Origin of the sequence: Pseudomonas sp. Leaf59 (genome assembly GCF_920984685.1) — a bacterium.
GTDB lineage: Bacteria > Pseudomonadota > Gammaproteobacteria > Pseudomonadales > Pseudomonadaceae > Aquipseudomonas.
In genome coordinates, this window is the sequence record NZ_CAKLBR010000010.1 from 88,050 (window position 1) to 100,233 (window position 12,184).

12 protein-coding genes are annotated in these 12,184 nt (G+C 62.3%); 5 read left to right on the forward strand and 7 right to left on the reverse strand.

Annotated features, from left to right (window positions below; translation table 11 throughout):
* The first annotated feature begins 7 nt into the window (after positions 1–7).
* The 3 genes from LUB09_RS13125 to LUB09_RS13135 all read left to right on the forward strand — a co-directional run bounded on the left by LUB09_RS13125 (position 8) and on the right by LUB09_RS13135 (position 1,458).
* Positions 8–592: a DUF6436 domain-containing protein gene (locus tag LUB09_RS13125; protein WP_231422758.1), complete on the forward strand. Its 585-nt coding sequence runs from the start codon at positions 8–10 to the stop codon at positions 590–592.
* 99 nt (positions 593–691) lie between these two features.
* On the forward strand, positions 692–1,048 hold the full coding sequence (locus LUB09_RS13130) for an EamA family transporter (protein WP_209986083.1): 357 nt from the start codon (positions 692–694) through the stop codon (positions 1,046–1,048).
* Positions 1,048–1,458 (forward strand): DMT family transporter, encoded by a 411-nt coding sequence (locus LUB09_RS13135; RefSeq protein ID WP_209986087.1) that lies wholly within the window; start codon positions 1,048–1,050, stop codon positions 1,456–1,458. Before LUB09_RS13130 ends, LUB09_RS13135 begins: the two co-directional genes overlap by 1 nt.
* Positions 1,459–1,461: 3 nt before the next feature.
* Here the strand turns inward: LUB09_RS13135 and LUB09_RS13140 are convergent, their stop codons facing one another.
* Both LUB09_RS13140 and LUB09_RS13145 read right to left on the reverse strand, forming a co-directional pair.
* A complete protein-coding gene (locus tag LUB09_RS13140; RefSeq protein ID WP_231422759.1) occupies positions 1,462–2,340 on the reverse strand; it encodes a hypothetical protein in 879 nt (292 codons plus the stop codon).
* Positions 2,337–3,443 carry a GNAT family N-acetyltransferase gene (locus tag LUB09_RS13145; RefSeq protein WP_231422760.1) on the reverse strand — a complete coding sequence of 369 codons (1,107 nt, stop codon included), beginning with the start codon at positions 3,441–3,443 and terminating at the stop codon, positions 2,337–2,339. The genes LUB09_RS13140 and LUB09_RS13145 overlap by 4 nt, the downstream gene beginning before the upstream one ends.
* Before the next feature lie 149 nt (positions 3,444–3,592).
* Here LUB09_RS13145 and LUB09_RS13150 point away from each other — a divergent pair, with 149 nt between their 5' ends.
* On the forward strand, positions 3,593–5,947 hold the full coding sequence (locus tag LUB09_RS13150; protein WP_231422761.1) for a penicillin acylase family protein: 2,355 nt from the start codon (positions 3,593–3,595) through the stop codon (positions 5,945–5,947).
* Positions 5,948–5,980: 33 nt separating this feature from the next.
* Here the strand turns inward: LUB09_RS13150 and LUB09_RS13155 are convergent, their stop codons facing one another.
* Positions 5,981–6,946: a GlxA family transcriptional regulator gene (locus LUB09_RS13155; RefSeq protein WP_231422762.1), complete on the reverse strand. Its 966-nt coding sequence runs from the start codon at positions 6,944–6,946 to the stop codon at positions 5,981–5,983.
* Positions 6,947–7,183: 237 nt separating this feature from the next.
* Between LUB09_RS13155 and LUB09_RS13160 the strand changes: the two genes are divergently transcribed.
* On the forward strand, positions 7,184–7,825 hold the full coding sequence (locus LUB09_RS13160; protein WP_231422763.1) for an HD domain-containing protein: 642 nt from the start codon (positions 7,184–7,186) through the stop codon (positions 7,823–7,825).
* Positions 7,826–7,937: 112 nt separating this feature from the next.
* On the opposite strand, the gene LUB09_RS13165 is transcribed toward LUB09_RS13160, so the two are convergent.
* The 4 genes from LUB09_RS13165 to LUB09_RS13180 all read right to left on the reverse strand — a co-directional run bounded on the left by LUB09_RS13165 (position 7,938) and on the right by LUB09_RS13180 (position 12,038).
* Entirely contained in the window at positions 7,938–8,822 is an 885-nt protein-coding gene (locus LUB09_RS13165; RefSeq protein ID WP_231422764.1) for an ABC transporter permease subunit, read from the reverse strand.
* Entirely contained in the window at positions 8,819–9,739 is a 921-nt protein-coding gene (locus LUB09_RS13170; protein ID WP_057006456.1) for an ABC transporter permease subunit, read from the reverse strand. Before LUB09_RS13170 ends, LUB09_RS13165 begins: the two co-directional genes overlap by 4 nt.
* Entirely contained in the window at positions 9,736–10,878 is a 1,143-nt protein-coding gene (locus tag LUB09_RS13175) for an ABC transporter ATP-binding protein (RefSeq protein ID WP_057006455.1), read from the reverse strand. Before LUB09_RS13175 ends, LUB09_RS13170 begins: the two co-directional genes overlap by 4 nt.
* A gap of 65 nt (positions 10,879–10,943) precedes the next feature.
* A complete protein-coding gene (locus tag LUB09_RS13180) occupies positions 10,944–12,038 on the reverse strand; it encodes a polyamine ABC transporter substrate-binding protein (RefSeq protein WP_209986121.1) in 1,095 nt (364 codons plus the stop codon).
* Between the last annotated feature and the right edge of the window lie 146 nt (positions 12,039–12,184).

The window sequence follows — 12,184 nt, forward strand, 5'->3', positions numbered from 1 at the left end:
GATCCGAATGCGACAGCCCTACCGTTCCGTCCTGTTCGCCGGCCTGTTGCTGGTCCTCTGCACCGGCGTGCTGTGGGCGGCGTATGCCTGGTTTCAGGGCCGCTACCTGCGCGCCTTCAGCGCACACACGGCGGTATTCTCTGGCGATGCGCTGCGCCTGCCCGCCGAACTTGCCGGCCCCGGCCCGATTCGCCTGGTGCACTTCTGGGACCCGGCCTGCCCGTGCACGGTCGGCAACCAGCAGCACCTGGGCGACCTGATCGAGCACTACGCGCCCAGGGGCGTCGAGTTCTATGCCGTGCAAAAGCCCGGCAGCCATGGCCAGTTGCCCGCCAACCTGCTGGCGCTCAAAGCCCTCGACGCGCTGCCCGGCGCCGAGCAGATACCGGCCAGCCCGGCCGTGGGTATCTGGGACCGCAGCGGCAAGCTCGCCTATTTCGGGCCGTACAGCGAAGGGCTCACGTGCAACGCCAGTAACAGTTTTATCGAACCGATCCTGCAGGCGCTGGAGGACGGCCGCGAGGTCAACGCCACCCACACCCTCGCGGTGGGCTGCTATTGCTCGTGGAGTTCGGCCCGTGTTGCGCCCTGAACAGGCAACCTGAACGTAGGCTGTTGCGCCGGCGAACTTCGAAAACCGCGGCGTCCGGCTGCGGTATGTTGGCCGCTCCCAGACCACCGCACAGACCCCATGAGCCAACTGACTTTCATCCTCTGGATTCTCAACGTCATCGTTGATACGTCCGGCCAACTGGCCTTCAAGGCCGCCGCCACCCACAGCGCGGAATTTTCCGGCATGGCCCACTGGCGCCACATGCTGGCGCGTCACTGGTTCTGGATCGGCATCGGCCTCTATGTGATCGAGTTCGTGCTGTGGCTGGCCTTTCTGTCGCTGGTGCCGTTGTCGGTGGCGGTGATGCTGGGCTCGTTCAATATCGTGGTGATCATGATTGCCGGTCGCCTGTGGTTCAAAGAAAGCCTGACCAAATGGCGCTTGATCGGCATCCTGCTGATCGCCCTGGGCACTGTCGTTGTGGGGTTCGGCTGATGAAACGTTTTTATATCCTTGGTTTTCTCTCGCTGATCTTTTTCGACACCCTGGCCCAGGTCAGTTTCAAGTACGCCTCGATCCACGCCGAACCCCTGGCGATGGATGTGGCCTGGCTGGTCCGCGTGTTTGGTCACCCCTGGATCTACGGCGCGTTTGTCGGCTATATCGGTGCGTTCTTCACCTGGATGACCTTGATGAAACACGCGCCCATCGGCCCGGCGTTCGCGGCGTCCTACCTGGAGCTGATCAGCGTGACGCTGGTGTCGGTGTGGCTGTTCAACGACACGCTGACCCTTCCCAAGGTCATCGGCGGCCTGCTGATCGTGGCGGGCATTCTGTGTCTGGCGCGCCAGGAAAGCCCCGAGGCCAAGACGGGCGAGACGGCGCTGGAAACCTCGCCCTCCTGAGGGTTACCGCGCAGCCCAACCTTGATGAATCTGCCGGACCAGCCGCGCATTCAGCGCGTTCTGTTGCTGCTGCCAGATCCGCACCTGATCCGGCGGTAGCGCCACCTGGCCGTCCGACGCACTCAACCAACGCTTGAACGCACCCTGATAATGGTATTCGGACACGTCGCCAGTGATGTCGGCGCCGATAATCCGACCCTGACAGGCCTCGATCAATGCCGCCAGGTGATGCTCCAGAAACTCACCCTGATCCCAATTGGTGTTCACCACGTCCGGGCTCAGCACGTCCTTGTCGATGGACAGGTACACCGGCAGCGCTCGATCAAACTGCGCCAGAAACGCGCTCATCAGCGCATCGGCATGGCTGAAGGCGCGATTGCCGCGGCCACAGCCCACCCAGTTCATCCAGCGCGTATCGACGTTAACGTTCCAGTAGGTCAGCTTGCCCTTGAGCAGCGGCGACCAGTGATTTTCCCAGGCGTGCCCCAGGCCAATGTCCTGCGAGCCGATACCCAGCACATGCACATGCTCGACCTGCGGCAGACGGCTGGCCCAGTACACCCATGAACCGCAGTGGATGCCGAACGGGTAGCGCATGTTATCGGGGTGGTTGTCGCAGATGATCAGCTGGAATTTCTGCTGCGTGGGCAGGCGCTTGAGCAGCAGATGACTGAGGTGGTGATAGTCGCCGCTACCAGTGAACACACAGCCATGCTCGTCGGGCATTCGCGTATCGAGGGCTTTTTCCAGCGCGTGGAATTGCCTCCAGCGGCAGCCGAAGCGGATGGTTTCCTGCCAGGCCTGCAACGGCAGGTGCACCGCGTCGGAAATGTCACTCACGGCCCCGTCAAAATCGAGGATCAGCGGTGCGAGGGCCTTCATGACGTGTGTTCCTGATGCCATTGGGTGTCGCTTTCAAAGTGATGACGCCAGCGGTTGCCCAGCTTGCGCAGCAGCGGGTTGCGCACCCACACCAGATGGCGGGTGAAGGTGAAGCTGGCGCCGAGGCTGGCCTTGACCTCAGGGTCGGTCCAGCCCGCCACGTAAAAATCCAGGCCCTGGGCAATGGCGTATTCCAGGTTCACGAACCAGCTGACCACGTACAGGTTGAAGTCCAGCGCCAGCGGGTAGTTGAGGCCGATGTACTTGTCGAGCAGCTTGCCGTCCTGCACGTAGCACAGGTTGTAGCCGACCAGTTCGTCGCAATGCCAGTAACAGAACACACGCCCATGGCTGTGGGCGTCGCGCAGCAGTTCGGTAAAGAACGCCGGGGTGAGCAGGTCAAAATGGATCTCGCTCTGGTCGTATACCGCGCGGTACAGCCCGTAGAGGCGCGCCAGCCAGGCGTCGTCGTTGAAGCGCGCGTCGCCGGTTTGCAGCACTTCGATGTGCAGCGCCTCACGGCTGCGCAGTTTGCGCCGGATATTGCGGCGACGGCTGTGGGACAGACGCGCGAGGTAGTCGTCGACGCTGCTGAAGTTGATCGGCACATACGCCAGCGCCTGGCCTTCCAGGCTGATGAAGCCGCGACGTGTGCAGTCATCGATCAGGAGTTGCGCGTAGTGGTTGTCGGCCTCGCTCAGCAGCGGCGATTGGCACGGCACGTCCTTGACGATGGTGAGCGCACGTTGCGGCGCGCATTCATGCTGCAACCATTGGGCAAGGTCCTGGGGCGACACGCCCTGGGGGAACGGCGCATATTCGCTGACGGTGGTGCCCACAAAACAGCTGTCGATCCGCAACCAGGCATGCCAGAGCCCGTAGCCTGGCCAGCCGCGCACACGTTCCACGAAGCTGTCGTCGGCGGTGGTCAGCAGGTCGAAGGGGGTGAAGAAGTACGGCAGGCCCTGATGGGAAACCTGCGCGTCAAAACCCACCGGCGGGTGCCGCAAAAAACCTGCAATCAGCGAGGGGGCTTCCAGGCAGCCGATATAGGCAACCTCGGGACGCAGCGGAGCGGGTAACGGTTGCAGGGCGCAGGTCATGGCAAAAAAGCTCGAAAGTATCCCGCGCCATAGTGCCCCAGCGGGGCGCGGGCCACTTGAACCTCGGCTGTCGAGGCGGCAATCGGCATTTCATCGCTAAACCCATTAGACTTCGATGACCTTTGAAGGCGACTGACCAAGGACCGTCCATGAAACGCAGCCTGATCGTGCTTGCCCTGCTGATCGTCGCCGTCATGGCCGGCGTTGGCGGCTATGTCTACAGCAAACAACCTACCCGCCAGGGCACGCAGACGCTGGCCAACCTGCAAGGCTCGGTCACGGTGCGCTATGACGAGCGTGGCGTGCCGCACATTCGCGCCGGCAACGAGGCCGATCTGTATCGCGCCCTCGGCTATGTGCAGGCCCAGGACCGGCTGTTCCAGATGGAGATGATGCGGCGCCTGGCCCGTGGCGAACTGGCCGAGGTGCTGGGGCCCAAACTGCTGGAGACCGACAAGCTGTTTCGCAGCCTGCGCATTCGCGAGCGCGCCGCTGACTACGTGGCGCACATGGACCACGAGTCCGCGACCTGGAAAGCCCTGCAAGCCTACCTCGACGGCATCAACCAGTATCAGGCCGGCCACCCCAGCCCCCTGGAGTTCGACGTGCTGGGCATTGCCAAGCGGCCGTTCACCGCCGAGGACAGCGTCAGTGTTGCCGGGTACATGGCCTACAGCTTTGCCGCCGCGTTTCGTACCGAGCCGTTGCTGACCTATATCCACGACCGGTTGGGCAGCGACTACCTGAAGGTCTTCGACCTCGACTGGCAGCCCAGGGGCGCCCTGAACCTGGCAGACAGCGACTGGCAACACCTCGGCGCCCTTGCCCGGTTGAGCGATCAGGCCCTGGCCGACAATGGTTTGCCGCAGTTCGAAGGCAGCAACGCCTGGGCCATCAGTGGCAGCCGCACCCAGAGCGGCAAGCCGTTGCTGGCGGGCGACCCGCATATTCGTTTTTCGGTGCCGGCGGTGTGGTACGAGGCGCAGCTGTCGGCGCCGGGCTTTGAGCTGTACGGCTACCACAACGCGCTGTCGCCGATGGCGTTTCTGGGGCACAACCTGGACTTCGGCTGGAGCCTGACCATGTTCCAGAACGATGACCTCGACCTGATCGCCGAGAAGACCAACCCGGACAACCCCAACCAGGTCTGGTACCACGGCCAATGGGTCGACATGACCCGCAGCGAACAGCAGATTGCAGTCAAGGGCCAGGAGCCGGTCACCCTCACCCTGCGCCGCTCGCCCCACGGCCCGATCATCAACAGTGTGCTCGGCGATAACAGCGGCACGACGCCGATTGCCATGTGGTGGGCGTTTCTCGACACCGACAACCGCAGCCTCGAAGGCTTCTACGAACTCAACCGCGCCGACACCCTGGCCAAGGCGCGCGCGGCATCTTCCAAAGTGTCGGCGCCGGGCCTGAACATCGTGTGGGCCAATGCCAAGGGCGACATCGGCTGGTGGGCGGCGGCGCAATTGCCGATGCGGCCGCCGGGCGTGAATGCCGGGATGATCCTCGACGGCAGCACACCGGAAGGCGACAAACTGGGCTTCTACCCGTTCAGTGCCAACCCGCAGGAAGAGAACCCGGCGCGGGGTTACGTGGTGTCCGCCAATGCCCAGCCGGTATCGCCCACCGGCATGGAAATCCCTGGTTATTACAACCTGCCCGACCGTGGCCAGCAGTTGAATGCTCAGTTGAGCGACAACAGCGTGAAGTGGAACGTCACCAACAGCCAGGCTCTGCAACTGGGCACCACCACGGCGTTCGGCCCGCGCCTGCTGGCGCCGTTGTTGCCGGTGCTGCGCGAGGTGGTCAAGGACCCGGCCCAGTTGCAGCTGGTGGAGCAACTGGCGGCGTGGAAAGGCGATTATCCGCTCGAGTCCACCAGTGCCACGCTGTTCAACCAGTTCCTGTTCAACCTGGCCGAGGCGGCCTTCCACCCCAAACTCGGCGACGCACTGTTCAAGACCCTGCTCAGCACCCGCGTGATCGACGCCGCGCTGCCGCGCCTGGCTGCGTCCGCGGACTCGCCCTGGTGGGACGGCAAGCGCGCCGACACCGTCAAGCGCGCGTGGGACAACAGCCTGAGCCATCTCAAGGCTACATTCGGCGACGACCCGACGCAGTGGCAATGGGGCAAGGCGCACACCCTGACCCACGGCCATCCGCTGGGCTCGCAACAGCCGCTGGACCAGATCGTTAACGTCGGCCCGTTCGCCGCGCCCGGCACCCACGAAGTACCGAACAACCAGTCAGCCAATATCGGTCCGGCGCCCTGGCCCGTCACCTACGGCCCCTCCACCCGCCGCCTGATCGACTTCGCCGACGCCGCCCACGCCCTCACCATCAACCCGGTCGGGCAAAGCGGCGTGCCGTTCGACGCGCATTACAGCGACCAGGCACAAACCTACATCGAGGGCGGTTACGAACAGGCGCACTTCACCGACGAGGAAGTCACCGCCAACACGCGCGGCACGCTCAAGCTGCTGCCAGCGCGATAGGCATTGGTCGAGGGGTACTCTCAAACCGGCGCCTCACACCGGTGCGGCGAAGTTGAGCCTGAACCGCTGCGGCGTCACCCCCAGCCGGCGGCTGAACACGCTGCGCATGTGCTGTGCATCGCGAAAGCCGCACTGATAAGCCACCGTCTTGAGCGGCGCGCGGGTGCTTTCGAGCATCACCCGCGCGGCATCCACGCGTGCACGCTCGACGAACTCCGCCGGGGTGATGTGCGCTTCACGGGCGAACACCCGGGAGAAATTGCGCGCACTCATGCTGGCCGCCCTTGCCAGATCGGCGATGGTCAAATCCCCGGTTAAATTGGCCAACACATACAACTGCACCCGAGCCACCGCCGAGGAGGTGTCGGCATGGGGTGTGAGAAATGGGCTGAACTGCGACTGCCCGCCCGAACGCTGGGTGAACACCACAAGGCGCTTGGCAACGCTCAAGGCCACCTCCGGCCCGTGATCCTGGGCCAGCAGGTACAACGACAAATCGATACCCGCCGTCACACCGGCCGAGGTGTAGAGGTTGCCGTCCTGCACGTAAAGACGGTCGGCCTCGACCCGCGCCGAGGGGCACAGGCGCGCCAGGTCAGCGGCATCGTTCCAATGCGTTGTCACGGTTTTCCCGCCCAGCAAACCGGCACGCGCGAGCATGAACGCGCCGTTGCAGATCGACCCGAAGCGCTGCGACCGGGCCGCTGCGCCGCGCAACCAATCATAGAACTGCGCGCCGAAGTCCTCGAAGGGCAACTGCGGGCCGCCGGCGACCAGCAGCAGATCACAGGTTTGCAGAGCTTCGCTGTAGTGCTTGTGGGCTTGCAGCGACAACCCATTGGAAGCGGCCATCACGCCGTGACCCACACCGATCACTTCCAGTTGGTAATGGTCCTCGGGCGCCAGGAATCGGTTCGCCTCGCAGAACACATCCATGGGTCCGCTCACGTCCAGCGACTGGACGCCAGGGAAGATCAGGATGGCGACGGTTCTATGCATGACGACACCTTTATAGGGCTGACCCGACACCCCTGTGGGAGCTGACTTGCCTGCGATGCAGACACCTCGGTGTATCAGGTATATCGAGGTGATGCTATCAGGCAAGCCACCGCCCCCATTCGACCGAGTACACCCCTGGCACGATGTGTCGGCATATTGGCCGCAATCGCACCCTCGCCGCGATGGCCGCCCGGCAGGTGCGCGACCAGACTGGGTGCTTCCCACAGGAGAACAACCATGACCACGACCATCGCCGGCATCAAGATCCCCGACAGCGCCCTGGCCAGGGCCGCTACCGACTACATCCGCGACATCGAGTCCGACCTGCTCTACCACCACTCGCGCCGGGTGTTCCTGTTTGGCGCATTGAGCGGTGAACGCAAGCAGTTGGCGTACAACCCTGAGTTGCTGTACGTCGGCGCGATGTTCCATGACCTGGGCTTGATGGAAGGCCATCGCAGCGACGACGAGCGCTTCGAAGTGGACGGCGCCAATGCGGCGGCGAAGTTTCTCAAGCCTTACGGGCTGAGCGATGACGATATCGAGCAGGTATGGCTGTCCATCGCCCTGCACACAACCCCGGGGGTGCCGCAGCATCTGCGCCCCACGGTGGCGCTGGTAACCGCCGGTGTGGAAATGGACGTGCTGGGCATGGACTACGCCGCGTTCAGCAGCGCGCAACGCGAGGCTGTGGTGCATGCGCATCCACGCGGTGAGGGGTTCAAGGAGTGCATCATCTGTGCATTTGCCGACGGCTTGCGCCATCGTCCGCAGACCACGTTTGGTAACGTAAAGACCGATGTTCTGCTGGACCAGGTGCCGGGGTTCAAGCCGACGAATTTTGTACAGGTGATTCGCACCTCGCCGTGGGCAGCGTAATCAACTTGAAATGCAATTAAAGGTGGGAGGGGGCTTGCTCCCGATAGCAGTGGGTCAGTCTCACTTCAATTGACTGACACCCTGCTCTCGGGAGCAAGCCCCCTCCCACACTTTAAATCGGAGCCGGCGCGCGGCGTTTGTCGGGCTGTTTCCAGCCTTCGGCGGCGGCTTCTTCGATGGCTTGCTGGATCGCCTTCTTGCGATGCTCTTCGGCACGCCGGCTGAAGAACCACACCAGAAACGTCACCAGCGACACCGCCAACAGAATCAGACTCGCCACGGCGTTGATCTCGGGTTTGACCCCCAGGCGCACCGCCGAGAACACTTCCATCGGCAAGGTGGTCGAACCCGGCCCCGACACGAAGCTGGCCAGTACCAGGTCGTCCAGCGACAGCGCAAACGACATCATGCCGCCCGCCGCCAGCGACGGCGCGATCATCGGGATGGTGATCAGGAAGAACACCTTCCACGGCCGCGCGCCCAGGTCCATCGCCGCTTCTTCAATCGACAGGTCCAGCTCACGCAGGCGCGCCGATACCACCACCGCCACGTACGCCGCGCAGAAGGTGGTGTGGGCGATCCAGATGGTGACGATGCCACGTTCCTGGGGCCAGCCGATCAACTGCGCCATCGCCACGAACAGCAGCAACAGCGACAGACCGGTGATCACTTCGGGCATCACCAGCGGCGCGGTGACCAGGCCGCCGAACAGCGTGCGGCCCTTGAACTGGCTGATGCGCGTCAGCACGAAGGCCGCCAGCGTACCCAGCGCCACCGCCGCCACCGCCGTGTAGCAGGCGATTTCCAGCGAGCGCGCCACCGAGCCCATCAACTGGGTGTTGTCCAGCAGGCCCACGTACCATTTGATCGACCAACCGCCCCACACCGTCACCAGCTTGGATTCGTTGAACGAGTAGATCACCAGGATCAGCATCGGCAAGTAGATGAACAACAAGCCTGCGACCAGCATGAAGCTGGAGAAACGAAAGCGTTTCATATCTTGCCCTCCAGCTCTTTGGCCTGGCTGCGGTTGAACAGGATGATTGGCACGATCAGGATCGCCAGCATCACCACCGCCAGGGCGGACGCCACCGGCCAGTCACGGTTATTGAAAAATTCCTGCCACAGCACTTTACCGATCATCAGGGTTTCCGGGCCGCCGAGCAGTTCGGGGATCACGAACTCGCCCACCACCGGGATAAACACCAGCATGCAACCGGCAATGATGCCGTTCTTGGACAGCGGCACGGTGATTTTCCAGAAGCTGTTGAAGGTGCTCGAACCCAGATCGGATGCGGCTTCCAGCAGGCTCTGATCGTGCTTCACCAGGTTGGCGTACAGCGGCAGGATCATGAACGGCAGGTACGAATAGACCACGCCGATGTACACCGCAATGTTGGTGTTGAGGATCTGCAGCGGCTCGCTGATCAGCCCCATGGACATCAGGAAGCCATTGAGCAGACCGTTGTTGCTGAGGATGCCCATCCACGCATACACGCGGATCAGGATCGCGGTCCAGGTCGGCATCATGATCAGCAGCACCAGCACCGTCTGCATCTCTTTGCGCGCGGTGGCGATGGCGTAGGCCATCGGGTAACCGACCAGCAGGCACAGCAGCGTGCTGAAAAACGCCATTTTCAGCGAGCCGAGGTAGGCGGCGATGTACAGCTCGTCCCCCGCCAGCAGACTGTAGTTGGCCAGGTTCAGCACCACTTGCAGCTTCTGCTCAACGTAGGTGTAGATCTCGGTGTACGGCGGGATCGCCACATCGGCTTCGGCAAAGCTGATTTTCAACACGATGAAAAACGGCAGTGCGAAAAACAGGAACAGCCACAGGAACGGAATCCCGATGACCACCTGCTTGCCACTGGGGACGAGGCGGTTCAAGCGCCGCTTGAGTTTTTTTGTGTTCATGAGCGCAGTACCACGCCGCTGTCGTCTTCCCACCACACGTACACCTGATCACCCCAGGTAGGGCGCTGGCCACGGCGCTCGGCGTTGGCGACGAAGGACTGCACCAGCTTGCCGCTCGGCAGCTCCACGTAGAACACTGAGTGACCGCCCAGGTAAGCGATGTCGTGCACCTTGCCGCTGGACCAGTTGTGTTCGCAGGTCGGCATCTCTGAGGTGACCAACAGTTTTTCCGGGCGGATGGCGTAGGTCACCGACTTGTCTTCCACCGCAGTGGCGATGCCGTAGCCCACGTAGATGTCGCGGTCCAGGTCCGGGCATTTGAGCACCGCGTGGCCTTCGGCGTCGTCCACCACCTGGGTTTCGAAGATGTTGACGTTGCCGATGAATTCACACACCAGACGGCTGGTCGGCGTCTCGTAGATATCGATCGGGCTGCCGATCTGCGCGATCCAGCCCAGGTGCATGATCGCGATGCGCTCGGCCATGGTCATGGCCTCCTCCTGGTCGTGGGTGACCATCACGCAGGTCACGCCGACGCGCTCGATGATCTCCACCAGCTCGAGCTGCATCTGCGAGCGCAGTTTCTTGTCCAGCGCGCCCATCGGCTCATCGAGCAGCAGCAGTTTCGGGCGCTTGGCCAGGGAGCGGGCCAGGGCCACGCGCTGGCGCTGACCGCCGGACAACTGGTGCGGCTTGCGCTTGGCGTACTGGCTCATCTGCACCAGCTTGAGCATCTCGGCCACGCGGGCGTCGACTTCGGCCTTGGGGATCTTGTCCTGCTGCAGGCCGAAGGCGATGTTCTGCGCCACGGTCATGTGCGGGAACAGCGCGTAGGACTGGAACATCATGTTGATCGGCCGCTCGTAGGGCGGCATGTCGGTGATGTCCACACCGTCGAGGTAGATGCGGCCTTCGGTCGGGCGCTCGAAACCTGCAAGCATGCGCAGCAGGGTGGACTTGCCCGATCCCGAACCGCCGAGCAGGGCGAAAATCTCGCCTTTCTTGATTTCCAGGGACACATCGTCCACGGCAATCGTCTCGTCGAACTTCTTCGTGACCCGGTCGATTTTGACCAGCACCTTCTTCGGTGTCTGGTCGCCCTCGAGGGCTTTCTTGTAGGCGCCGGAGGCAACAGCCATTTACGAAACTCCCAAAAAAAGAGTGCAGTTCGCCCAATGCGGGCGAACCCTGGATAGTTTGAGCGCTACTTGCCCGTCTTGACCTTGGTCCAGCTACGGGTCATCAAGCGTTGCACCTTCGGGGGTAGCTCGAAGTTGACGAATGTCCGGTCGAGAACCGCCTGCGGTGGGTAAACCGCTGCGTCGGTGCGTATCGATTGCTCCATCAGTGTGTCCGACCCTGGGTTAGGGTTGGCGTAGCCGACGTAATCACTGACCTGGGCGATCACCTCAGGTTGCAGCAAATAGTTGATGAAGGCGTGGGCTTCCTTGACGTTGGTGGCGTCCTTGGGAATCGCCAGTACGTCGAACCACAGGTTGCCGCCTTCCTTGGGAATCGCGTAGGCGATGTTCACGCCCTTGCCTGCTTCGGCCGCACGGGCCTTGGCCTGGAACACATCGCCGGAGAAACCGGCCGCCACGCAGATATTGCCGTTGGCCAGGTCCGAGATGTATTTGGAGGAATGGAAGTAGGTCACGTAGGGCCGTACTTTGAGCAGCTTCTCTTCGGCCTTCTTGTAGTCGGCCGGGTTGGTGCTGTTGGGATCCAGGCCCATGTAGTTGAGCACCGCCGGCAGCATCTCATCGGCCGAGTCCATGAACGACACGCCGCAGCTGGCGAGCTTCTTCATGTTTTCCGGCTCGAACAGCACCGCCCAGGAGTCGATATGGTCGACGCCCAGCACCTCTTTCACTTTATCGACGTTGTAGCCGATGCCGTTGGTGCCCCACAGGTAAGGCACAGAATACTGGTTACCCGGATCGTTCTTTTCCAGACGCTTGAGCAACGCCGGGTCAAGATTGGAATAATTAGTCAGCAATGACTTGTCGAGCTTCTGGAACGCCCCAGCCTTGATCTGCTTGCCGAGAAAGTGGTTGGACGGCACTACCACGTCGTAGCCGGTGCGTCCGGCCAGCAGCTTGCCTTCCAGGGTTTCGTTGGAATCAAACACGTCGTACACGGGCTTGATGCCGGTGGCCTTTTCGAAGTTGGCCAGGGTGTCGGGGCCGATGTAGTCCGACCAGTTATAAATATGCACCGTCGGTGCAGCCTGCACGCTGACAGCCAGCGTGATACCTGCACCCACCAGCAAGGCTTTGCGAAATAAAGAAATTGGCAAGTGGAGGTCCTCTTCAATAGTTGGCCCTGAAGTTGTTGCCCGGCAACAAAACCGGCGCGCAACTTACCTTCGATAAACCGATCCGGCAAAACTTTCTTTCATTTAATTAATGTGTGGGAGGGCGTTTGCGCCCTCCCACGGGTAGC

What these genes read in the sequence shown, in the direction of transcription:
- LUB09_RS13170 (WP_057006456.1), bottom strand. Translation starts at nt 9,739, where the DNA reads ATGAACACAAAAAAACTCAAGCGGCGCTTGAACCGCCTCGTCCCCAGT.
- LUB09_RS13135 (WP_209986087.1), top strand. Translation starts at nt 1,048, where the DNA reads ATGAAACGTTTTTATATCCTTGGTTTTCTCTCGCTGATCTTTTTCGAC.
- LUB09_RS13165 (WP_231422764.1), bottom strand. Translation starts at nt 8,822, where the DNA reads ATGAAACGCTTTCGTTTCTCCAGCTTCATGCTGGTCGCAGGCTTGTTG.
- LUB09_RS13175 (WP_057006455.1), bottom strand. Translation starts at nt 10,878, where the DNA reads ATGGCTGTTGCCTCCGGCGCCTACAAGAAAGCCCTCGAGGGCGACCAG.
- LUB09_RS13125 (WP_231422758.1), top strand. Translation starts at nt 8, where the DNA reads ATGCGACAGCCCTACCGTTCCGTCCTGTTCGCCGGCCTGTTGCTGGTC.
- LUB09_RS13155 (WP_231422762.1), bottom strand. Translation starts at nt 6,946, where the DNA reads ATGCATAGAACCGTCGCCATCCTGATCTTCCCTGGCGTCCAGTCGCTG.
- LUB09_RS13150 (WP_231422761.1), top strand. Translation starts at nt 3,593, where the DNA reads ATGAAACGCAGCCTGATCGTGCTTGCCCTGCTGATCGTCGCCGTCATG.
- LUB09_RS13140 (WP_231422759.1), bottom strand. Translation starts at nt 2,340, where the DNA reads ATGAAGGCCCTCGCACCGCTGATCCTCGATTTTGACGGGGCCGTGAGT.
- LUB09_RS13160 (WP_231422763.1), top strand. Translation starts at nt 7,184, where the DNA reads ATGACCACGACCATCGCCGGCATCAAGATCCCCGACAGCGCCCTGGCC.
- LUB09_RS13145 (WP_231422760.1), bottom strand. Translation starts at nt 3,443, where the DNA reads ATGACCTGCGCCCTGCAACCGTTACCCGCTCCGCTGCGTCCCGAGGTT.
- LUB09_RS13130 (WP_209986083.1), top strand. Translation starts at nt 692, where the DNA reads ATGAGCCAACTGACTTTCATCCTCTGGATTCTCAACGTCATCGTTGAT.